This window comes from Streptomyces sp. NPDC058697, from assembly GCF_042715345.1.
In the GTDB taxonomy this organism is placed as follows: domain Bacteria; phylum Actinomycetota; class Actinomycetes; order Streptomycetales; family Streptomycetaceae; genus Streptomyces; species Streptomyces liliifuscus.
This window is the reverse complement of sequence record NZ_JBHXSU010000002.1, coordinates 213214-235503: the sequence shown is the minus strand read 5'-3', so window position 1 is coordinate 235503 and position 22290 is coordinate 213214. Positions and strand designations below refer to the sequence as shown.

Annotated in this window: 19 protein-coding genes and 2 pseudogenes; 9 read left to right on the top strand and 12 right to left on the bottom strand. The window is 66.1% G+C overall.

Annotated features, from left to right (window positions below):
• Positions 1–146 precede the first annotated feature (146 nt).
• Positions 147–893: an SDR family NAD(P)-dependent oxidoreductase gene (locus ACFWXQ_RS05650; RefSeq protein ID WP_383951106.1), complete on the top strand. Its 747-nt coding sequence runs from the start codon at positions 147–149 to the stop codon at positions 891–893.
• Positions 894–1242: 349 nt separating this feature from the next.
• Here ACFWXQ_RS05650 and ACFWXQ_RS05645 read toward each other — a convergent pair whose 3' ends face one another.
• The gene (locus ACFWXQ_RS05645) at positions 1243–2124 is read right to left on the bottom strand and encodes an expansin EXLX1 family cellulose-binding protein (protein WP_383951103.1); all 882 of its coding nucleotides are present in this window, start codon (positions 2122–2124) and stop codon (positions 1243–1245) included.
• Between the two features lie 402 nt (positions 2125–2526).
• A complete protein-coding gene (locus ACFWXQ_RS05640) occupies positions 2527–2892 on the bottom strand; it encodes a hypothetical protein (protein ID WP_383951101.1) in 366 nt (121 codons plus the stop codon).
• 410 nt (positions 2893–3302) lie between these two features.
• Between ACFWXQ_RS05640 and ACFWXQ_RS05635 the strand changes: the two genes are divergently transcribed.
• From ACFWXQ_RS05635 to ACFWXQ_RS05620, 4 genes are all read left to right on the top strand, one after another.
• Positions 3303–5657, top strand: a complete 2355-nt coding sequence (locus ACFWXQ_RS05635; protein WP_383951098.1) for an MMPL family transporter — start codon at positions 3303–3305, stop codon at positions 5655–5657.
• Positions 5658–5787: 130 nt separating this feature from the next.
• Positions 5788–6945: a sensor histidine kinase gene (locus ACFWXQ_RS05630; protein WP_383951093.1), complete on the top strand. Its 1158-nt coding sequence runs from the start codon at positions 5788–5790 to the stop codon at positions 6943–6945.
• A gap of 16 nt (positions 6946–6961) precedes the next feature.
• A complete protein-coding gene (locus tag ACFWXQ_RS05625; protein WP_383951090.1) occupies positions 6962–7630 on the top strand; it encodes a response regulator in 669 nt (222 codons plus the stop codon).
• A 112-nt stretch (positions 7631–7742) separates the two neighbouring features.
• Entirely contained in the window at positions 7743–8864 is a 1122-nt protein-coding gene (locus ACFWXQ_RS05620; protein ID WP_383951087.1) for a PP2C family protein-serine/threonine phosphatase, read from the top strand.
• Positions 8865–8945: 81 nt separating this feature from the next.
• Here ACFWXQ_RS05620 and ACFWXQ_RS05615 read toward each other — a convergent pair whose 3' ends face one another.
• Positions 8946–9332 (bottom strand): hypothetical protein, encoded by a 387-nt coding sequence (locus ACFWXQ_RS05615; protein ID WP_383951084.1) that lies wholly within the window; start codon positions 9330–9332, stop codon positions 8946–8948.
• 127 nt (positions 9333–9459) lie between these two features.
• On the opposite strand from ACFWXQ_RS05615, the gene ACFWXQ_RS05610 reads away from it, so the two are divergent.
• Positions 9460–10095 carry a TetR/AcrR family transcriptional regulator gene (locus tag ACFWXQ_RS05610; RefSeq protein ID WP_383951081.1) on the top strand — a complete coding sequence of 212 codons (636 nt, stop codon included), beginning with the start codon at positions 9460–9462 and terminating at the stop codon, positions 10093–10095.
• 165 nt (positions 10096–10260) lie between these two features.
• Here ACFWXQ_RS05610 and ACFWXQ_RS05605 read toward each other — a convergent pair.
• The 3 genes and pseudogenes from ACFWXQ_RS05605 to ACFWXQ_RS05595 form a co-directional block, all read right to left on the bottom strand.
• Positions 10261–10456 (bottom strand): annotated as a pseudogene (locus tag ACFWXQ_RS05605) (ISL3 family transposase); the annotation flags it as partial.
• Between the two features lie 72 nt (positions 10457–10528).
• Entirely contained in the window at positions 10529–10954 is a 426-nt protein-coding gene (locus ACFWXQ_RS05600) for a nitroreductase/quinone reductase family protein (RefSeq protein ID WP_383951078.1), read from the bottom strand.
• Between the two features lie 47 nt (positions 10955–11001).
• Positions 11002–11781, bottom strand: coding sequence for an SDR family oxidoreductase (locus ACFWXQ_RS05595; RefSeq protein WP_383951075.1), 780 nt, complete (start codon positions 11779–11781; stop codon positions 11002–11004).
• 144 nt (positions 11782–11925) lie between these two features.
• On the opposite strand from ACFWXQ_RS05595, the gene ACFWXQ_RS05590 reads away from it, so the two are divergent.
• The gene (locus ACFWXQ_RS05590) at positions 11926–12570 is read left to right on the top strand and encodes a TetR/AcrR family transcriptional regulator (RefSeq protein WP_383951073.1); all 645 of its coding nucleotides are present in this window, start codon (positions 11926–11928) and stop codon (positions 12568–12570) included.
• Between the two features lie 332 nt (positions 12571–12902).
• On the opposite strand, the gene ACFWXQ_RS05585 is transcribed toward ACFWXQ_RS05590, so the two are convergent.
• The 3 genes from ACFWXQ_RS05585 to ACFWXQ_RS05575 all read right to left on the bottom strand — a co-directional run bounded on the left by ACFWXQ_RS05585 (position 12903) and on the right by ACFWXQ_RS05575 (position 17720).
• Positions 12903–16151: a TIM-barrel domain-containing protein gene (locus ACFWXQ_RS05585; protein WP_383955044.1), complete on the bottom strand. Its 3249-nt coding sequence runs from the start codon at positions 16149–16151 to the stop codon at positions 12903–12905.
• A gap of 73 nt (positions 16152–16224) precedes the next feature.
• Entirely contained in the window at positions 16225–16809 is a 585-nt protein-coding gene (locus ACFWXQ_RS05580) for a DinB family protein (protein WP_383955046.1), read from the bottom strand.
• Between the two features lie 143 nt (positions 16810–16952).
• Complete coding sequence (locus ACFWXQ_RS05575; protein ID WP_383955048.1) at positions 16953–17720, bottom strand: hypothetical protein; 768 nt, start codon at positions 17718–17720, stop codon at positions 16953–16955.
• Between the two features lie 1273 nt (positions 17721–18993).
• Between ACFWXQ_RS05575 and ACFWXQ_RS05570 the strand changes: the two genes are divergently transcribed.
• Positions 18994–19254 (top strand): hypothetical protein, encoded by a 261-nt coding sequence (locus ACFWXQ_RS05570; protein ID WP_384079978.1) that lies wholly within the window; start codon positions 18994–18996, stop codon positions 19252–19254.
• Positions 19255–19320: 66 nt separating this feature from the next.
• On the opposite strand, the gene ACFWXQ_RS05565 is transcribed toward ACFWXQ_RS05570, so the two are convergent.
• Positions 19321–19587: a hypothetical protein gene (locus ACFWXQ_RS05565; protein ID WP_383955052.1), complete on the bottom strand. Its 267-nt coding sequence runs from the start codon at positions 19585–19587 to the stop codon at positions 19321–19323.
• 41 nt (positions 19588–19628) lie between these two features.
• Entirely contained in the window at positions 19629–19916 is a 288-nt protein-coding gene (locus ACFWXQ_RS05560) for an IS3 family transposase (RefSeq protein WP_383955054.1), read from the bottom strand.
• 310 nt (positions 19917–20226) lie between these two features.
• Here ACFWXQ_RS05560 and ACFWXQ_RS05555 point away from each other — a divergent pair, with 310 nt between their 5' ends.
• Positions 20227–21219 (top strand): helix-turn-helix domain-containing protein, encoded by a 993-nt coding sequence (locus ACFWXQ_RS05555; RefSeq protein ID WP_386267599.1) that lies wholly within the window; start codon positions 20227–20229, stop codon positions 21217–21219.
• A 68-nt stretch (positions 21220–21287) separates the two neighbouring features.
• Here ACFWXQ_RS05555 and ACFWXQ_RS05550 read toward each other — a convergent pair.
• Positions 21288–21932, bottom strand: a pseudogene (locus ACFWXQ_RS05550) (IS701 family transposase); the annotation flags it as partial.
• Positions 21933–22290 lie beyond the last annotated feature (358 nt).

The following is a 22290-nucleotide window of genomic DNA, read 5'->3' as shown; positions in this document are numbered from 1 at the left end:
AATGCAGAGTATACGTTGCCACTATTTGCCTCTATGTCAGGCCGGTCCTACCGTGGTGCACGTCCAGCGCAGCCACCAGGGCCGGAAAGTTTCCGCCCAGTCTCGGCGCGCGCAGTCAGACATCTTTTCTTTTCGAGGGGCACGCAATGGATTTCGAGAGCAAGAGCGTGCTGATTACGGGTGCGGGGTCACGGGGAGGTATCGGCGCCGCGACTGCGCACGCGTTCGCGCGCGACGGAGCGTCGGTGGTGATCACCGGCCGCAACGCTGAGCGCGGGGCCGAGGTGGTGGACGACATCACCGCCGGCGGAGGAAAGGCCCGGTTCATCCTCGCTGATCTGAGTGATCTCGCCGACGTCGAGCGGTTGGCCAAGGAGGCGGGTGAAATCGACGTGCTGGTCAACAACGCGGCAAGCTACAGGGCCAGTATCAAGCCGACCCTCGACCAGGACCTCGAAGCGAACGCGGAGTCATGGGACACCAACGTGCGCGCCACCTTCGTCCTCAGCACACGACTCGTCCGGGGGATGATCGAGCGGGGCGGCGGCAACATCGTCAACATCAGCAGTATCGCCGCCGCGATCGCCATGCCGCACATGGCAACGTATGGAGCACAGAAAGCGGCCGTCGAATCCTTCACCCGCAGTTGGGCCGCGGAGTGGGGCCGGTACGGCATACGCGTCAACACGGTGGCTCCTGGGAACGTGAACAGCGACAACGTAGTGAACTTCATCGGCGCCGACCAGTTCACGACCTGGTCCGAGGTCAACCCGCTCAAGCGCAACGCCACGCCTGAGGAACTCGCCGAGGTCATCGCGTTCGTGGCGAGCGAGCGCGCGAGCTTCGTCACCGGCCAGGTGATCGTGGCCGACGGCGGTCGCCTCGTCGTCTGAACGACGCGGCGACCACCGCCACCGCGAAGGTCTCCGGCCGCCCGTCCGTGTGCGGCCGGAGACCGAACCGGGTCACGACGTCGACCGTCGGTCGGGCCGACGACGCACCCACCTCAGCCTTTCCGGGCGTGGCCCGCATCCTTAAAGAGCGTTGGTATCACCTTGAATCTCTTCGCGGAGGGTTCAGTAGAGGCGCCTTGGGATCAGGCAGGAGCGAACGGGCTGAAACGGGCCTGCATATGTCGTCAACGGCATCACCTGACACAGGAGATATCCCTGGCCCGTCACCCTTGAATCGACCTGACACCCAAAGAGCTCCCAAACGCTACCCCCAGGACAAAACACTCTTTCAGCGCCGGGCGAACTGAACCCCGGTCGGTTGCAGGACATTCGGCCGGAGCGCGATCTCGGTGAGGGTCACTTGTTCTCCGTAGATGTCCGTGACTCTGATCGAGCCGCCGCACCCACTGCCGTCGGCGGAGATGAAGTAGTTGTATTCGGTGCGGGGCAACTGTCGCCAGCCGCCACCGGCCCGGACCTCCAGGCGCGCGACCGGATTGCGGTGGCCGATCGCCTGGATGCCGCACCAATGAGGGCTGGATCCCGTCTTGTATCTGATGGAGATCGTGTCGGCCGTGCTGGGACTCAGCAGCTGCCAGGTGATCGGTATCCGGCCGACCTTGAGGTCGGCGAGCTTGGCGAAGGCCTGTTGGCTGAGGTCGAGTTGTCCGGGTGCGCAGGGCAGCGGGCATTCGTTGGTGATCCGTACCGTGATCGACTTGCCGTTGGCCGCGCGGACGAGCACGTACGCGCCGCACGCCCTGGACGTCTCATAGTCGGTGGTGTTCATCGCCGCGATCATGAGGTCGTCACTCGGGCCGAACAGGCAGGCGCCGTTTCCGTCGGCGGCCTCGTAAGCGGTGGCGACCCCCGTGTAGGTGCTGTTGGGCCGAATCCGCCCTGCCGACGGTGGAGTGGTGGACGCCTTTCGCGGGCGCCGCGAAGTGGCCGTGGCCGAAGGGCGTGCCGCACTGGTCTTCCCACTGGCCGACGGCTTGGGCTTCGGGGTGCCGGTCGCGGAAGGGGTCGCCGACGCGCTCGGGGTGCCCGTCGTGGTGGTGGTTCGCACCTGGTTGGTGGCGAGGGGTGTGCTCGCGGCCTGCCCTGCCTCCGCCTCGCGGCCGGGGAAGGACCCCAGGACCAGGTAGGCGAGAACACCCACGGTGGTCACTGCCAAGGTGGTGCCCAGCACAAGTCTGCGTCTCTGCCTGCGCTGACGCGCGGCCTGCCTCGCTGTCTTCATACCTGTCCGTTCGGAAGATCGAGCCGATGGTGCACTGCTCAGTGACCGCAGCGAGCGAAAAGGTTGCCTTCGATTTCCCAACGGGGCGTACGGAGTTCCGCGATGGGCGTATCCGGGCGATTTACCGGGGTCGTTCCCGGTGTGGTGTCCGGCGGCGCGGGTCCCACTCTCGGATGGGGGGAGTCCGCCCCGTCGGGCGGAGGTGTCTCGCTGCACGGCGGAGTGAATGCCGCAGGGCGCTGTTCCCGGTGACCGGCTACCTCTCCTCTCTGCGCGTGCACGCCGACCCCGGCCGCCCGGACGTGTCGCGCGTCGAATGGCCTTGTACTTTCACCCCGTCGGTGTGAGCGACACCGACACCGAGGAGCTGTTCCACGGAATCTGCGCCGACGCCTCGCCGCGCTCCTGAAGGCCGTGAGCGCCTGAAGTGACGGTCACCCGATGGAAAGGATTGCTACTTCGCGCACGCGCGTCGCGAGCACGCTGCCGCTCGTGACGGTCGTGAACCACTCCAGCTGGGGCCGGGCAAGGCCGGGCAAGGCCGGGAAAGCGCAGCATCGCGGGGAACGGACCGATCAGCGCGCCGTTCTCGTCGGTCGAAGTGAAGGGCGTCCGCAGCCCGTCCATCATCCGCCGAGCATGCTCGGCGAGCGCGCGCTGCTCGGCCGACAGGGCACTTGGCTCGATGGCGGGCATCCTCATGGCTTCCTCCTGCGTGTGACGGGGCTGCTGCGACGGTCGGCGGGGAGCGTCAAGACGCCGAAAGTCGTGCGGACGTCGGACAGTTGGCCTGCGGTCGGGGTTCCCGAGTGAGTGGCCGCCTCGCGGTCTCTCGAAGCTCGGGCGGTACCGAGGTGGACCTGCCCACCACCATCCATCGACGTGATTTCGTAAACTACACCGGCTAGTGTGGTTTTAGGAATGGCGCCGTGCCTCACGGCGTGCCCGCGCCGAGGTGGGCGGCGTCGTAGTTCTCACGGCGGAGGGCCGCGAGGAGCCGTACTTGAAAGTCAGTAGGTGGATTGTCGTAGCACCGATGACGACTCGGCATGGTGCTTGTCGGGAGGCTGAAGGGGTTCCCGAGACGAGATACGGAGACTTCTTCGATGGCGACTTTCCTGTACCAACTGGGCCAGCGGGCCTTCCGACGGCGACGGTGGGTGGCCCTGCTGTGGGTGGCCGTCCTGGCCGTCGTCGGCATTGGTGCTCTCAGCGCTGCGGAAGCCCCTGACGATTCGTCGTCGATGCCGGGGATCGAGTCCCAGAAGGCGTTCGACCTCATCAACGAGCAGTTCCCCGGCAGTGAGGCGAACGGAGCGAGCGCCAGGATCGTCTTCGTCGCGCCGGACGGCCAGAAGATCACCGCGGCAGGCCACCGATCGGCTGTCGACCGGTTCATCACCGAGGCGGCCGACGGACCACAGGTCGCCGACGTGTCGAGCCCGTTCGACGGGCCCGGGCTGAGCAAGGACAAGACCACGGCTTACGCCACGGTCACGTACAAGACCAAGGACGACGAGGTCACCGATTTCAGCAAGAAGGAGCTGGAGGGGGCCATCGAAGAGGTCCGCGACACGGGTCTGACGGTCGAGGTCGGCGGAAGCGCGCTGGCCACCGAGGCTCCCGCCGGAATGGGCGAGATCGTCGGCGTCCTGGTAGCGGCGGTCGTACTGCTGATCACCTTCGGCTCCTTGGCCGCGGCAGGGCTTCCGCTGATCACCGCCGTCATCGGCGTCAGCATCAGCCTGGCCGGGATCACCGCTCTCGCCAATACCTTCGGACTGTCCTCGACCAGTGGCGAGTTGGCCATGATGCTCGGTCTCGCGGTCGGTATCGACTACTCGCTGTTCGTGGTCTCCCGCTACCGGGAGGAACGGGCGAAGGGGCGTACTCCGGAGGAAGCCGTCGGTCTGGCCCTGGGCACGGCTGGTTCCGCGGTCGTCTTCGCCGGTCTCACGGTCGTCATCGCGCTCGCCGGCCTTTCGGTGGTCGGTGTGCCGATGCTGACGAAGATGGGTCTGTCCGCCGCGGGCACGGTCGTCACGGGTGTACTGATCGCGCTCACCCTGGTTCCCGCACTGCTCGGCTTCTGGCCGAACGCCGTCCTCGCCCGCCAGAGCCGTAGCGGCCAGACCCGCAGCAGCCAAACCCGTAGCGGCCGGGCCCTCACGTCCGAGCGCGGCCCGCGAATCCCCAGGATCAGGATCCGCCGTCGCGGCCGGCAGCTCCGAGGGAGTCAGGAACCCGGCGACAGCCAGGCACCCCGCAAGAACCGGGAGCCCCGCAAGCGTGAGGAAGCCGGAAGCTGGAGCGTCCGCTGGGCGAGTTTCGTCCTGCGACGGCCCGTAGCGGTGCTGCTCATCACCGTTGTCGGCCTGGGCGCACTCGCCGTGCCTGCCCTGGACTTGCGGCTGGGTATGCCGGGTGACGAGGCCAAGCCCACCTCGACCACTGAGCGCCGTGCCTACGACGCCCTCGCGGAGGGTTTCGGCCCCGGCTTCAACGGTCCGCTGACGATCGTCGTGGACGCGCGGGACGCCGATGACCCGAAGGCCGCGGTGGAGACGGTCGCCGAGAGGATCGGCGCCACCAAGGGCGTCGTATCGGTCTCCCCGGCTCAGTTCAACGAGGCCCAGGACACCGCGGTGCTGTCTGCTACACCCTCCACCGCTCCCACCAGCGAGCGGACCAAGAACCTCGTCCACACCATCCGCGATGAGCGCTCGGCGACGGAGACCGAGACCGGTGCCACCTTCGAGGTCACCGGCACCACAGCGTTGAACATCGACATCGCCAAGAAGATGCAGGACGCGCTGATCCCCTACCTCGTGGTCGTCGTGGGCCTGGCCTTCCTCCTGCTGCTGGTGGTCTTCCGCTCCGTACTGGTGCCCCTCAAAGCGGCTCTCGGCTTCCTCCTGTCGGTTCTCGCGTCCTTCGGCGCCGTGGTCACGGTCTTCCAGAACGGCCACGGGGCCAGTCTCCTCGGAGTCGATCAGACCGGGCCCATCATGAGCCTGATGCCGATCTTCCTGGTGGGCATCGTCTTCGGACTCGCCATGGACTACCAGGTGTTCCTGGTGTCCCGGATGCGCGAGGCATACGTCCACGGGGAAGGGGCCGGCCAGGCGGTCGTCTCCGGCTTCCGCCACAGCGGGCGCATCGTGGTGGCGGCCGCGCTGATCATGATGGCCGTGTTCTCGGGCTTCATGACGGCCGGCGATTCCATGGTCAAGATGGTCGGCTTCGGCCTCGCCACCGCCGTCCTCTTCGACGCGATCGTCGTCCGGATGGTCCTGGTTCCCGCTGTGCTCGCGCTGCTGGGCAAACGGGCCTGGTGGCTGCCCGGCTGGCTGGACCGACTGCTGCCGCGGGTGGACATCGAGGGCGAAGCCCTCAACCGCCGGGCCGCTGAACTCCCTGCCGCGACCGGCGAATCACACCAGGACATGGCGCGCGTCTGACCGACACACCAGGGGAGGGGCCCCATGCCTGGCATTGGGCCCCTCCCGTTCCACGACCGCTCCGGGCCAGGCCGGCCGAAAGAACAACCGTCGGCGTGTCGGGACCGGATCCACCTCAGCGGAGAACCTCATGCTCGCGACTTGGCGGCGGTACGCCGGCCAACACCCCCGGCTGGTCGAGGCGGGGTTCCTGCTGTTGGTGTACGCGGCCACCAGCAACCAGTACAACGAAGGGGGACCAGGCCGGTGGCCCGGGCTTCTCCTCGCCACTGCCGCGTGTATCTCGCTGCTCTGGCGGCGTAACCATCCAGGCGCGGTCGTCGCGATCACCTCGGTCTGCGCCGCGATCTCCGGCAGCATCGGCCATCTGATCAGCCCTCTCCTGCTGCTCCCCGTGATCGTGGCGCTCTACGAACTCACCCTGCGCACCCCGCAGAAGACCGCGCACGCCTACGGCACCGCCGTGATCGCACTGATCGTCCTGACGGCCCTTCTCTCCGACGACAACAACCAGCCCTGGGGACTCAAGACGGTCAGCCCCGCCTTCTGGATCATGCTCCCGGTCGTTCAGGGCTCCGCGGTCCGGGCCCGGCGGGCCTACTTGGAAGCCGTTCACACACGAGCCGAGCACGCCGAACGCACGCGGGAGGAGGAGGCACGCCACCGTGTCGCCGAGGAACGGATCCGCATCGCCCGCGAACTGCACGACGTCGTCGCCCATCACATGGCCCTGGCCAATGCCCAGGCCGCCACCGCGGCGCACCTCGCCCCCACCCGACCGGAACAGGCGCAGACGATTCTTGCCGAGCTGGGCACCACGACCTCATCGGCGCTGCGCGAACTCCAGGCCACCGTCGGCCTGCTGCGCCAGTCCGACGACCCCGAGGACCCTCTGGAGCCGAGTCCCGGACTTGGACGTCTACCCGAGTTGGCATCCGCGTTCGGCGCCGCTGGACTCACCGTCCTTGTCACGGTGGATGGCGAGACACGGCCCTTGTCACCCGGGGTGGACCTGACCGGGTTCCGGATCGTGCAGGAAGCCCTGACCAACGTTGCCAAGCACGCCGGTGCGAGCACGGCCCGAGTCCAACTCGCCTACACCGTCGACCGTCTGACCCTGACCGTCAGCGACGACGGCGGCACCGTCCCGCGCGCACCTGCCCCCAGCGGCGGTTTCGGCCTCATCGGAATGCAGGAGCGCGCCCAGTCCGCCGGCGGCCGTCTCCAGGCAGGACACCGACCTGAAGGCGGCTTCGCCGTCACCGCTCAACTGCCCATTCACGCCTGACTCCGGAAAGACCCTGATGACCATCCATGTACTGCTCGCCGACGACCAGGCCCTCCTGCGGGCGACCTTCCGAATCCTGATCGACTCCTGCGACGACCTGGAAGTGGTGGCGGAGGCAGCCGACGGTGCCGAAGCCGTAGACCTCACACGCGTCCATCACCCCGACGTCGTCCTCATGGACATCCGGATGCCCGGCAGCGACGGCCTCGCCGCGACCTCTGCCATCTGCGCCGACCCGGACCTGCAGAACACTCGCGTCCTCATCCTCACCACGTTCCAGAGCGATGAACATGTGGCCCGGGCCCTGCGCGTCGGCGCCAGCGGCTTCCTCGGCAAGAACGTCACCGCCGATGAACTCCTCGGCGGAATTCGCACAGTGGCCTCCGGAGACGCACTTCTGTCCCCTGCAGCCACACGCTCCCTCATCGCACGCTTCCTCGCCACGCCCGACCGCAGCGACGGCCCGACCCCGCGCGTTCTGGAGAACCTCACCCCTCGCGAGCGCGAGATGGTGGTTCTCGTAGCGGACGGGAAATCCGACGACGAGATCGCCGAGGAGGCGTGCCTCAGCCCACTGACTGTCCGTACGCACGTTCAGCGGGCCAAGACGAAGATGGAGGCACGCAGCCGTGCCCAGTTGGTTGCCATCGCCTATCAGGTGGGCCTGGCGCGACCTCTTCCGTGAGGCGTTTCGATGGACCGGGCTGGTTGAACCGAGTGTCTGCCCGGCGAGAAGCGTGCAGCACACCGGGGCCCGAATACAGTTCCAGGAGATCACCACCTGCCTGGGAGCGTTCATGTCCGGTAGCCTCCGGAAGAGACCCGCCGAAGCCTTCGAGGCCATTGAGCCTCCGGGCAACGCCGAACTGATCGCCGCCGTGGTGGCGCTGACGGCCCTGGTGGAGGCCCTCGGCATCCTGTCCCACTCCGAGGTGTGGCTCCTCGGACTTCTGGTGTTCCTGCCCGGGACGGCATCGGCACTGTGCACCGTCCGCCAGACAGGTTTCGTCGCCGCGTGGACCACACTCGTCGTCACCACGACCGCGGTGCTGCGGGACGTCGACGAGAGCCGCTGGCTCGACCGCCTCCTGCTGGTCCTGTTCACCCTCGTCCTGGCCACGACCTCGGTCTACGCCTGCAGCAGGCGGATCAGGCGGGAACACGAGATGATGCGGCTGCGCTCCACCGCCGCCGCCATGCAGCGCCACATCCTGCATCCTCTTCCCCTGATCACCCATGACGTTCTGGTCAACGGTGTCTACGAACCCCTCCATGAGGACAGACTCGTCGGCGGCGACATCTACGACGTGGTCGCATCGCCGTGGGGGACGCGCGTTCTGATCGGGGACGTGCAGGGCAAGGGACTGGCCGCGGTGGGCACCGCGTTCGCCACCATCGGAGCCTTCCGCGAGGCCGCCCATCGCGAGCCGACTCTCACGGCGCTCGTCGACGCACTGGACGCGGCTGTCGTACGCCACAATTCGTACGCCGAACACACCGGCGACGACGAACGCTTCGTCACCGCTTTGATCATCGGAATCGAGACGGGCATCGAGGATGTGCAAGCCATCAACTGCGGGCACATCTCGCCCTACGTCATGCACGAGGGCACCATCACCAATCCCTCGCTGGACTCCGGCGTCCCGCTCGGTCTCGCCGAACTCGCCTCAGAACCCACGACGGTCGGCTGGTTCCGCTTTCCCCAGGGCGCGACGCTGTTGCTGAGCACGGACGGCCTCACCGAAACCCGCGCGCCCGACGGCACGTTCTACCCGGTCGACGAGCGTCTGGAGAAGCTCGACCTCTCGCCCACCGACCTGCCTCAGGCCCTGTTCGAGGACAGCCTCGCCTTCGCCGGCCAAGGCGGCCGACACGACGACGTCGCGGTCCTGACCGTCCGTTGGTCACCGGCCCACTGAACCTCCACTGTCACCGAGGGCGCTGAACGGCGTGGCAGGAGCCAGGAGCCAGGAGCCAGGAGCCAGGTGGCACGGTGACTGTCACGGCTCGGACGGAACGCCGATTGCATCGGCCCACGCGTGAATCAACTCGTCATGGCCGGTGAAATGCCGGCTCCGGACGACTCCTGACGGGTCGACATGGCGTGGCTCGGAGACTCCGAACTGCTGCAGCAGGTCGACGAGGAACGGCCGCGCGGTAGTAGTGAGCCGGGGCGACAGGCACGCGGTCAGGTCTACGGCGGAACGAGCGGAGCCGACGCTGGTGTACTGGCGCTTTCCTGCCGGACCGTACGCGCGACCGGCGTGGCTCCACACCTGTATCGGCACCGTAGGGCTGGGGTCGACAGGGCAGACGACAGTGACCTGCACGGCGGCTTCGCCCAGGGCCGAGACGTGACGGGCGAAAGCCGTGCTGAGACGCAACATGGCGATGATGATCTAGGCGATCGAGGCTGGGGCGACGCCAGAGGGGACCCGCCGACCACACATGTCGGCCCGAGTCACAAACTACACTCAAGAGTGTGGTTTTATGGGTCGACTGTAGGCTTAGCCCATGTCGAGGGCTATCGCGGCGGTTCAGACTCCCGGGCGCCGGCGGCGTTCCGAAGGCAAGAGGGCGGCGATCCTGGAAGCCGCGGAGGCGCTGTTTCTCGCGGAGGGTTATGAGCGGACGAGCGTCGATGCCATCGCAGGTAGGGCACAGGTCTCGAAGAGGACCGTCTACGACCACTTCGGCGACAAGGGAACGGTCTTTCTGCGGGTGATCGAGCGTTCCCACAACGCAGTGGTCGACACCATTCGCTCCGCGATCGACGAGGAGCTGGCTCGGGGTCGTGACCTGCGCGAAGCCTTGACGGCCTTCGGGCAACGAGTGGTCACGCAGACCTTTCCGTCGTCCGACTACGTGACCTTCCGGCGACTGACCTCGCAGCGATGGGCGATACCGCAGCTGGCCGAGGCCACGCGCGACCGCCCCGAACGGATGCTGGAGGAGCGCTTCGCCGTGCTGGTCGCCGACGGCGAGATCCGGGCCGAGGATCCCGGCCTCGCGGCGCGCCACTTCACGGCCCTCACCATCAGTCTCGCGCTGGAGGCACTCGACGCCCGCGGGGACACGGAGGCGGGAGAACCGGAGATTCTGGCGATCATCGCCGACGGTGTCGATGTGTTCCTGCGGGCGTACCGGTAGCCAGCCGCGGATCACGCGTTGAGTTCGGCTCCGGTCATCAGGGCGAGCAAGTGTGGGGCACGTGGTCGTCGATCATGATCGTATAGAAGCCGTCGTTGTCCGCTGCCCTCGACCATGTCGAGCAGCCGTGCCGGGCCGGTGCCGTCGCGGATCGTCGTGAGGTTGGTCCCGCGGAGTCCCTTCGCAGCCGCAGCGGTGACAACAATGGTCGGGTTCGACGACCCGGCACGCGAGGACTGCGCGCTCGGGCTTGAGGCGCTGGCCGGTGACGACGAGCCCAAGCTCGTCAAGGCAGCAGAAGGCTGTCGGATCGGGGTGGGCGAACGCATCTATGGCGCTCACCGACGGTGGCGTCGGGCACGTGGCGGTTCTTTCAGGAGCCGCGACCACACCCCATTCCCTGGGAGCAGGTCATCTGTCGAGGGATCCGCGATCATGGCCGATGGCGGAAGCTGATGCGCATCAGCCGGCTGTCGGCCCAGTCTTCGAGCCGAGTCGGCCGGATGGTGCCGGGGTCGTGGGGCTGATTGAGATCCGCCACGATCTCCGCCAGCACGGCCTGACGTTCAGCCGGGCCGGTGACAGGCGTGGCCCGTGCAGGCAGATCTGCACGGATCCCGTTTTTGAGGTGGAAGGTGAAATCGGGATTGGCGAGAAGGTTCGCATGCCAGTCGGTCGCGGCACCGCCGGCGCCGCTGCACAGGTAAGTGGTGCCCGCAGCTCGGTAGAAGAAGATCTCGATGCGGCGTGCTCGGCCGGTGCGGCGCCCCAGCGTCGTGATGTCGATGATCCGTTCCCTGGTGCCCGCGGCGGGGGTGATCTCGATGGCTCGTCGGATGTGGTCGGGCAGATGGGACAAAGACGTGTCCCGTGCGGAGTCGTTCGACCCGGTCGTGTCTGGACTACTCATGCGGTCTCGGCCTGAAGGGCGGGGCCGAGGAGGAGTCCACCGTCGATGACGTACTCCGACCCCGTGATGAACGCCGCGTCCGACGACGTGAGGAACAGGAGAAGACGGGTGACGTCGGTGGGCTCCCCGAGCCGGGGGACAGCGAACGGCTCGGGGGAGTAGAAGTCGGCGATTGCCGCGACTGCGCCGGCTGCTGGCTCGTGGATGAAAGGGGTCGAGATCACGCCGGGGTGGATGGTGTTCACCCGGATATGGTCGCGGCCGAGCTCGAGTGCTGCCGTTTGGGTGAGCCCTCGCACGGCCCACTTGCTGGCGACGTACGGCGCGTAGTGAGCCGTACCGCCCAGGCTCATGGTCGAGGCGACGTTGACGATGGCTCCCCCTGCCGCGCGGCGCAGAGCGGGGGCTGCGACCTTGATGCCGAGGAAGGTCCCTGTGAGGTTGATGTCGAGGATGCGCGACCACGTGGCCTGCTCCGTCTTTTCGATCGTTGCAGGCGGATTCTGCACGCCCGCGTTGTTGACGAGCACGTTCAGGGCGCCGAAGGCGCTCTCGGCCGCCAGCACAGCGGCGGACCACGAGCTCTCGTCGGTAACGTCAAGGCGGGCAAAGCGAGCGCGGGTCCCGAGCTCGTCGGCGAGAGCGGCGCCGCGTTCCGCGTCGATGCCGCCGATCATCACGTTCGCTCCCTCCGCGTGAAAGGCGCGCACGTGGCTCGAGCCCTGGCCGCCGGCCCCACCGGTCACGAGCACGGTCTGGTTGTCGAAGCGGGGCATCAGATGTTCCTTCGGTACGTGGGTGAATGACCGGGATCACCAGTGATGAACGGCGTCCAGTGGTGAGCCGGGCGACTCACCATCGCCCTGACACTAGGTCGGCGGAAGTGGCGAGTCAAGCCACTCACCTCGTATGCTCGGCCCATGAGTAGAGTTGTGACGACGTATCACCAGCGCGTCGCCCAGGAGAAGCGCACGCTGATCGTGACGGCCGCGACCGCACTGTTTCTCGAGTTGGGCTACGACCGGACGTCGCTGGCGCGGATCGCAGAGAGCTCGGGCGTTTCGCGGGCCACCTTGTTCAAGCAGTTTCCGAGCAAAGCTGCCCTGTTCGACGCCATCGTGACCGAGTCCTGGTCGACCGCCGACGAGGAGGATCCTCCACCGGCAGGCAACGTCGTTGACGGGCTCGGCATCATCGGTCGCCGCTACGCCGAGTTGCTGGGCCGGGCCCAGATGACCGACCTGTTCAGGATCGTCATCGCCGAGCTGCCGCGGTTCCCCGAGCTGGCCCAGGCGCAGTTCTCGCACGGGAAGATGCCCTACTTCGAGTCCGTACGCAGCTACCTCCTGGCTGAGCACGAGGCGGGAACGGTGCGGGTCGAGGACGTGGACCTCGCAGCCACCCAGTTCCTGGGCATGATCTCCAACTACGTCTTCTGGCCGACACTCCTGGTGCCGGGCTGGGAGGTGAGCGCCGAACGCGTTGCTCAGGTAGTCGACGAGGCCGTCCGCACCATCGCCGCCCGGTACGCCACGACTGGACCAGGGTCGTCCACCAACGACTGAGCCCCGCCGACCGCGACAGAGTCCCGCCGTCACCAAGGGAGCTGATGCGGCCGGGTGGATTTTCATCGTCAGTCCGCCGCCGTGGGCCGAGGGCCGTTTCGGCTGCAGGGCCTGGCCAGCGGTCTTCGCGCGACCGAGCAGTTTGCTGCCGCTTCCCCTCACCCATCAGCAACACCTCCCATGAGGAGGTGTTGCAACGACCACTTGAGAAGGACGACGAGTCCTGCGGCCCGATGCCGTCGGTGTGCGGTCCGCCTGGTCTCGGGGTCGCCGACGTCGTACGCCCCGGCCCCGACGGCCGGGGCGTACGACGAACGGACCGTTGCTGCGGGTCAGTGGTAAGTGAGGGTGAGTGAGGCGTGGATGCTGTGTCGGGGGAGCTTGACGGTCAGCGTGCGGGTCGTGCCATCCCAGCGATAGGCATCGGCGCTCAAGGGCTCGCCGTCGACCGAGATACCTTTCGGCGCCCGGGCGTTGAGGAACTTGACGGTCCACTCGCGGTGGGTCACCTGGCGTTGGAAGGAGCCGGTTGCGGGGCCGATCCGCAGGGTGTGCCCGGAATCGGTCTCGGTGTATTTGATTCCGGTGGTGGCACTCTGTGAGGCCTTTGCGGTGGTGCCGTCGTCCTCGTAGAGGTTGTAGCTGCCGGATGCTCCTTCGGCGATGGTGAGGGTGGCTTTGGTGAGCGGGTTCTGAGCATCGTTGGCGACTTTGTCTGTCCGGGTCGGGACGATGGCGCCGGACTTGACGAACACCGGCATCGAGTTGAGACCGGCGGTGATCGTTCGGGTGGTGGGGCCGGTGTAGGTCTTTCCGGTGAAGTAGTCGGTCCACTGCCCGGGCGGGAACCATACCGAGACGGAGGCCGTGGCACCGGGTGAGGTCACGGGGGCCACAAGCATGTCAGGTCCGTAGAAGTACTGGCTGTCCGCTGTCGCGTAGGCCTGCTGCTCCTCGGGGTATTCCAGGTACATCGGCCGGGCCATCGGTACGCCGGTGGTGCTCGCCTGGTGGGCGAGCGTATAGGTGTACGGGACGAGGCTCTCCCGGAGGTTGAGGAACTTGTTCGCGGAGGCCCGGGCAGCCGCTCCGTACTGCCACGGCAGTCGGTCGCTGTGGGTGCTGTGCAGGCGGTCGATGGGCTGAAAGGTACCGAACTGGACCCAGCGGGCGTACATGTCGTCCGGCAGTTTGGTGGTGTAGTGGGTTTTCCCGTCCAGGGTGTACGTCTCGGAGCCTTTGAGGCCCGTAGCGTCGCCGTGCCCGCCGATGTCGTGGCTGATGGCGGACATCCCGGTGGCCGCGGATTCGCCGGCGGTGTAACCGACTTCGGACCTGAGAGTGCCCCAGGTGGAGACGGCGTCACCAGTGAAGTGAATGGTCGTGCGCTTGTCCGCCCAGGGACCGGTGGGCAGGCCTGAGTGGCCGCTGTAGGTGCCGGACTGCAGTGAACCGTAGGCACGGGAGATGACGAAACCCCGCCCGATCGCCTGGTCCGCGGCTGTGGCGTACTGCTGGTTGATCCAGGCGTCGGGGGTGACTCCGTTGGGTGAGGTCGTGGAGGAGTCACAGCACCAGTCCAGCCACCAGAAGTCGTTGCCCTGCTGGTCCATGGTCCTGTGCAGGCCCATGTATGCCTTCAGTTGGTCCGGGTCGGCGAAGTCGAAGGTGTAGCAGTCCTCATTGCTGTTCACGGCCGAGGAGCAGCCGCCCTTGTGCAGCTTGTTCTTGGCTGTCGCCATTGCCTGCGAGAACTGGGGGTCGGTGCTGAGGATGCTCGGGTGGGTGTTGAGGGAGTTGCGCAGGCCTTGCGACTCGGACCAGTCGAAGAATCCCTTGGGGTCGGGAAAATCGCTCCGGTCGATCTCCCAACCGTTCCATGTGTTGGGGGACTTGAAGTCGGTGTCGGTCACGAGCACGTCCAGCGGGACGCCCTCGGCGCGGAACGCGGGCAGGATGGTGTTCTGGTAGTCGTCCGCGGTGCGGTCGATGTACTCCGAGTACCACACGCCGTAGGCCCACCTGGGCAGCAGTTTGCTCGGGCCGGTGAGCGTGGCGAGGTCGGTCAGTGCCTGTTTGTAGTCGTGTCCGTAGCCGAAGACGTATCCGTCCTGATAGGGCCTGCCCTTGTGGCCTGGGCGCTGAGTGACCTTCTTGGCGGCGGTGTCGTACACCGCTGACGGGGTGTCGTCCAGTAGATACCAGCCGTCCTTGTGGAGCAGGCCCGGGGTGGTGGGTGGTGCGCCGTCGTCGCCGTTCACTTGGTCGAGGCTTCGGCGGTAGCCGCCGAGCGCCAGGTGGGGCGTCGGTGCGGCATCTGCGGAGCCTGCTACGGCCAGCGTGTCGGCGTTGACGTGACAGCTCTCGCTGTCTGGGCAGTTGAGCGTGATGTCGTTGCTGCCGGCTACGAGAGTCACCGGCACCGAGGCGGAACTCCAGTTGTCCCAGTCGTCGGTCGGTGGCATGGACAAGTTACGGGCAACTCCGTTCGCCGAGACCACGGCCGTCCGCTTCCCGTGCAGACCGTCACCGCCGACGCCGTTGGCGTAGCGCACGGACAGGGAGTAGGTGCCGTCGGCAGGCACCTCCACGACACGCGTGGTGAGGCTCGTCTTCTGGTTGAGCTCGGCCACGAAACCCCTGCCGGCAAAGCCTTTGTGGTCGGTGGCCAACACCGCCGAGCCGGTGCTGCTTCCGTCTTCCGCCTCACAACTCGTGCCGTAGCGGCAGTCCAAGCCCGCCCGGCTGGAAGCCGGCGGATACTCCCCGTTCGCTTGCAGCAGCGCCAGGCTGTCGATGTTGACGTTGCCCGAGTCGCCGGTGGCGCGCTTCAACGTGATCGTATGGCGCCCGGCGTCGAGCGGCACTGAACTGGTGGCTTGGGCCCAGGAGTCCCAGTCAGAGGTCACCGGTAGGCTGAGTGTCCGGTCCGTGCCGTCTACGGACAGGGTCAGGGTGCGCTTCCTGTGCTGGTTGTCGCCGGCGACCCCGTTGGCAAAGCGGACAGCGAACCGGTATGCGCCTGTTTTCGCGACACTTGTGTCAACGGTCAGTGCGTCACCGGTGTTCTCGAACCCGGCAAGGAAGCCGGTTCCGGTGTATCCGGAATGGTCCGAAACAGTGGCCAGGCCGCTGTACGACATGTCCTCGGCCTCGCACAGTGTGTCGGCAGCACACGTCACGCGCCGCCATGGCGTGGCGAGAACCCGTTGGCCCCCTGCCTTCAACTCCACGGACAGATTCTCCGAGTTGAAGGGACCCGAACCCACTTTGTACTTCAGGGTCATCGCGCTCGTCCTGAGGGTGAGCCACCCGTCGGAAGTACGCGACGTGAACGGCGTTTGCGCGAAGTCGTCGCGGCCGATGGCGTTGAAGGTGGCTGCGTCGAGGAACGAGCCGTCGCCCGCGTACTCGGTACGGATCAGAGTGGGAGACAGCACCCGGAAGCGGGCGTCTCCCGATCTCAACGTGGAGAACCGTTGGACTTTCTGATCCCCCGCGGAATTCTGTGCGGTCCCGATCAGGACCGCTGCCGTTAAGGCGAGTGCGAGGGAAAAGGCGAGTAACAGATACCAGCGCATGTTTCGGCGTAGTGCAGGGCTGGTTGGTCTCGATATCAATGGACACTCTGTTCTGGATAGGTCTTAGAGGCCTCTAAGCCTTGATTGGTGCGGCCGACCTGGCGGCCTGCTCGATCTTCGCGCAGTAGGCTGCACGGGCTTTCTCGTCGATCTGCTTCTCGTGTTCGGCGCGCACCCCGGTCCGGCCGTCGAGGCCCTCGCGCAGGATATCGGCGTGCCCGGTATGCCGGATGGACTCGCCGAGGACATGGACCATGATGGCGAACAGGTTCGTGTTCGGATAAGGCTCCGGCCACCACGGCACGTGGCCGGGTGCGTCAAGGGGAAGCTCGTTGATCGTCGCGTCCGAGTGTTCCCACGTACGCCGGTAGAACCCGATGATCTGATCGCGGGTCTCGTCCTCGGTCGCCCACATATCGCTGCCGTTGTAGTCCTGCCACCGGGGTAGCGGCTCCGGGGAAGGGCGGTCGAAGACCTCGCCGAAGTACCTGGCCTCGACGGTGGCCACGTGTTTGACCAGGCCGAGGAGGTTGGTCCCGGTCACTGTCAATGGCCGACGGGCGTCGTATTCGGACAAGCCGTCGAGTTTCCAGAGCAGCGCCTTGCGGTCACGCCGCAGTCTCCCGTGCAGGTTGTCTTTCGCGAATTCATCGATCATGCGGCATGAGCTTGCCATGGGCTGCTCGTGGTCTCAAGATCCCATACGTGGTCCGCAACGACTGACAGAGCCGAGGCCTGGGCATGGCCGCGGCTCTGACCTGCTACAAGAAGCTCGCGAAACTTGCCACGGGATACAACCCCTTAGGATTTCCGTTTCGCTATCAGCTCTTTCATTTCACGAAGCGCCTCGTCCCTCCGAAAAGCATTAGGCCACCCGAAGGCCCGATAGAGTTGTCGAGTATATCGAATGTCCAAATGGGTTCCCCAGAGTTCATCGGTTTGCATCAGAACCTCCTCCTCGCTGAACACTTCGCCCGGTATTTCCGGACCCACGCCCGCCGCTCTGACCTCTATCATTTCCTCGCCGGGGCAGGGAATGAGCTCTAGACTCCGATATTTTTCCTTCAAGTCCTCGAAGTATTCTTTGAGATCTTCACGGAAATCGTCACACCGAATCTCTGCTTCGAATATCTCGCCTTCCAGCACGTCGAGGAAGAGGGTTCGGCCGCCACTCTCGAAGCCCTCCGCAATGATGAAGACGTGGTCGGGCACGGTCTCTTCGTCCTCCGATTCTTCACTACCCGACCAGAGGTGCTCCTGATCCGTGAATCGCTCGAGATCGAACGTGGTGTAGTCGAGCAGGTGCGATTTGTAGTGGATTTGCCCCAAACTATCAGAGTGGTCCGAGGCGCGACTGTCGAGGTATGGAAGGTTCCTCAGGACTTCGATGGCGAAATCAGACTTGAAGCCGGCGCAATTCTCAGGCGTGTAATCGGGCCACCCTCCCGGTGGCGGCATGACGATATCGTCAGGATGGCAGTGCAGGGTCGTCAGAAAAGTAAAGAAGTCCAGTAGGGTGGCGGCTATCTCGGAGGCCGAGTAAACCGGAAGTTCTTCTTCGTCAGGCATTTCATGTCCTTTGTTGCGGAAAATTATTGCCGTGCGTGATGCGGGTCTTAGCGGGCACGGTTGACCACGGCGGGGGCTGTCGGTGGGTGGTGAGGCGGGAGGCGAGTTTGAGTAACCCCGTGGCCGGCGCCGGACCGGCTGTGTCTGCAGGGCATCCCGTAGGCCCTTCACAACGACGTCGCCTGGCAACTCCTGCCCTTGGAGCTGCAGTTCGGGCTCCTAGCAGACCTGCCGGCGGCGGCCTGGACCGCTGGCGGCAGGCCGATGTCTTCGACCAGTTGCGCCCCTTCCCGCTCGCCGAACTCAACGCCGCCGACGACCTCGACCGGTCGAGAGTGTCTGTGAACGGTTCCCGCAGCCGCGCGAAGAGAAGGGGGCCCTGACACTGGTCCGCCGCCGATCGGCCACCGGAAGACAGGCGGCAGACACCACCGGAACCGCGACTGACGCCGCACCCCGTTCAACGTCATCACCACCGCCGCCGCCCACGGAGGCCGGGGCATGCCTCGACTCTCGTCGGGATTCCTTACTGCGTTCGCACGCACCGTAACATCCCCATCAGATGCATCTTTCTGACACTTCAAATCATGGCGCATATATTCCGTCGGGATGTCGCTGTGGTTCAAGTGCGCGCCGCGCTCGTCCTCTTGATATCCGGCGATAGGGGCAAACCTGGCGCATCGCTGGGCCGGCAAGAATGATCCGCGTGGTCACCTTGGGTCGCCCCTGGTTACCTTGGGTCGCGCCCTAACGGTTGCAGCAGAAGAACGTGATGATTCCTGCGGGAATTCTTGCCGATGTGATAGAGACACGGCATGTATGCAGTTGGGGGAGAGCGAGGCGGCGATAGTGGCGGAGTTCCAGGTGCTGTTTCCGGATCTGGATGGGCGTCAGCATCGGCTGCTGAGGGGGGCGAGACCTGGATGCTGGGTCGTGGCGGTATCAGGCCGGTGGCCACGGCCGCGGGTGTGTACGAAGTAGCCGCCTCGCGCGACGTCGCTGAACTGGGCTCTCGGCAGGTGCCGTTGAAGAGGGCCTGCCGGGAGGGTGGGGACCGTAAACGGCTCACCGATCTCGGTCCGGGACGGGTCCGGCCGCCGCTGGTGCTGGTGCTGGTCGAGCCGGGCAGGCGCGGCCGACGTGTCATCCGGTGCACACGCCCTCATTTTGGTTGCCAAGCACGTAAATGTCAGCGTTGAGCGAGAGGTCCGACGTGAGCGATTTCTACATTGTTGCCATTCTTACCGGGGGCATAGCCATAGTCGCCGGTGCTATGACATACCCCCTCCTCCGGCGTGATCTCAGCCCTGCGGGAGCTGTGCTGGCCGTCGGGTGCGTTGCCGTGGCCGTGGGCGCCGGCTGGCTGTTGACGCTCTTCCACGCGTTACTCGGTTTCGCGGTCGGGCTCGTCGTCTATCTGGTGACGCGCCGACGGTTGACGGGTACGCAGGCGGTGGTGGCCGGTGGCGCCGGTTATGTCGTCGGGACGCTGCTGTCCGTCGGTGCCCTGATGGTGGCCCTCAGCGGTATGTAGAGCATGGAACCGCCAAGTTGTCCGTGGGCTGGGCGGGTCGGCGTGTGGGCACTGGCGGTGCCTCGTTCAGGCCGCGGTGGACACGCTGGTGACCTGATTCCAGATGGTGAAGCGGTGTTGCGACGCCCCCTTGAACCTGAGCTGACTGACAGCCGTGATCGGCATGGTGAATGAGCTTGCCGGGTTCAACCTCGCGGCTGGCGAGCGCGTATTCCGGGTCAGGAGGACCCGGTCGGCGTCCACACGGGCGAAGGTCTCCCAGGCCACCACCCGGCGGGAGGAGGCGTCGCGGATCGCCGACAGCCACAATGGTCCTTCATCGGTGGTGGTCACCGTCAGGTCGGTGACCCGCAGCCGATTCGGCGCGGGCGCTGTCAAGTCGCGCTGGACAAGGCCCGGGGCGAGCGTGGCCTTGGGATCACGGCGCGCGAAGCCTTTGCGGCTCGGGCCCCCCCCGCGATATCGGCCTCGCTTATCAATCGCTCCACCCGCTTGCGGCCCACGGCCAGACCCTCGCACTTGAGTACGGCATGCACGCGCAGGGAAGCGTAGATGCCGCCGGAGGCCGTGTGGATCTCCTTGATCCGCTCGGTCAGCTCAACGTCCCGTCGGCGCCATTGGCGCGGCTCCGTCGAGGCGCGACGCCATTGGCAGTAAGTCAAGGAGGGGATGTGCAGGTTCCGAAGGACGCACTCGACTCCCAGGCGGGGGCCTCGTCAACGAGCTCCGTCACCTGGGCCGGGTTGGGCCGAGCTGCGCCGCGAAAAGGCCGAGGCCGTCCGCAGAACGTCGTTGTCTCGATTGAACGGACGAGCCGGCGCTCGTAGCCCTACCGCTGGACTTACGACGGCACCCCGCTCAAAGACACATGAACCCCCGAAGGTTCAACGCGGTGCTGCACTAGATTGGCCATTCCGGCCGTGCGTCTTGCGGCGGCCGGGGGAGATTAAACGCAAGGAGGAGAACAGCGGCATGGCAGACATGAAATCGGGGCCGGGCGCAACTCCCAGAAGATTCTCTGCAGGTCTGACCAACTCAAGCGCCACACGAAAACCCGACACTGCTCTACGGCGTAGATGGGACTTACAAGTTGGCAAAACGGTCCCTCTGCCGCCTGCCGAGCTGGCTGACACCGGTGAGTTCCGGGTCAGCATCCGCGGCACCAAAGTATACGATGCATTCATCGCAAATATCAGCTACAACTCGACGAAAACCGACGGTACTTGGGTTAATTCCCGATACTTCCCCGACATGATAGCCATAGATGTGGTACGGCGCGGTACATGGCATTTTACCCGCCCGCGCGGCCGCGACAGAGTCGCCGTGCCAGCCGGGCAGTTCATCGCTCGGTACAACAACTCGTCATGGCAGTTCGCAGTAGCCTCACATACGACACAGAAGGTAATGCTGCCGGTCGCTCACCTGGGACCGCTCATCCGAAAACGGCCAGTCCTCGGATCGTCCGGATCCGCCGAAATGCGGTTGCTCTTGGCGCATGTACGCATGATCGACGCCACGCTGGACGACCTGTCCCCGGCGGGAGTGCATGCAGCCCGCAACGCTCTCGTCGAACTGACCATGGGGGTGCTCACACAGAAGGCCGACGGGGACGAGCCGCTGCTTGCTCCCGCGCTCGCCCAGGCTGCGCAGGAACTCGCCAACACGCATCTCGCAGATCTGGAGCTTTCTCCGGCGATGCTGGCTCGCGAGCTCAATGTCTCGGTGCGAACACTGCAACGGGCGTTCGCTGTGACCAATGAGTCCGTGACCGCCTACATTCGCCGCCAACGACTGGAGCAAGCCCGGCACGCACTCATCACACCTCACGGCCGGCCGAGTGTCTCGGAACTCGCGGCCCACCTACAGTTCGCCGACAGCAGCCACTTCATCCGGACCTTCAAGGAGTGCTACGGCCAAACACCCGCCCAGTACGCCCGGTCCCACGGCCGCACAGCGACCCCCTAGCAACATCTACCGCCACATCCCGAAGGCGGCCTGAACCAATAACAGCACACCACTCGGCCTCCGAGTAAACCCCTCCGGGATCGCTGGAGGAAGTCGGCGTTCTGCCCGTAGACGGCGTCGGCCACCACCACCGGCGGCACCAGCCCCCACCCGGCCAGCTCGTCGAAGGCGTCCAGGGCCAGGCGCCACTTCTCCCGGTGCCCGACCTCATCGGGCACCTGGCAGCGACGTCGGCGTTCGGCGTCGCTGCTGTCCCACTCCTTGGGCAGGAACAGCCGCCACTGAAGCGGGACGGAGGCGGCATCGGTCACCGCGTGCACGCTGACCGCCACCTGACAGTTCGCCTGCTTGCCCAAGGCCCCGCAGTACTGGTGCGCGACGGCGACCGACATCTTCCCGTCCTTAGGGAACGACACGTCGTCGACCACCCAGGCATCCGCGCCGATCAGTGGCACCCTCCGCTGGGCGATACGCAGCCGCACCGGCACCGGATCCCGGGTCGACTGGTTCACGAACTGCTGCAGGTTCTGCTCGTTGCCGTCCGGCAGCCGCGAGGCCATGGCCTGGATGGACTTGCGGCGACCGTCCAGCATCAGTTCCCGCAGACAGCAGTCGCCCTTCGACCGCTGATCCTTGCGCGGCGCCGACGCGAACACATCGGCCACGAACAACGCCAACGTCGCCCGAGCACGGTTCACTTCATGTGCGTCCACACAACCACGATGCCGCTGAACACCACCAAGCGTCCTGGGCAGCGGCGGCCCCGGATCCACCTCGACACCGCCCTGCCGGACACGAACCGCCCCGAGAACCGTGAACCCACAACCTACGCTGCCATCGGCCCCCTCAAAGTTTCCAAGGGCTTGTCGGCGCGACAGGTCACCCGCTGCGGTGTTGTACGACGAGGACCCGCCCGGCCGATCCGGTGCCCGCGTTGCGCACCGCACGATTGTCGAGGGCGGGGCCGGGGCCGGACGCCCTCCGGAAGGGGACCGTGCCGTCTCAAGGTGCCAGGCCCCCACCCCGAGGTGGGGGTGGGGGCCGGGGCCGGAGCAGATCGTGTGGCGGGAA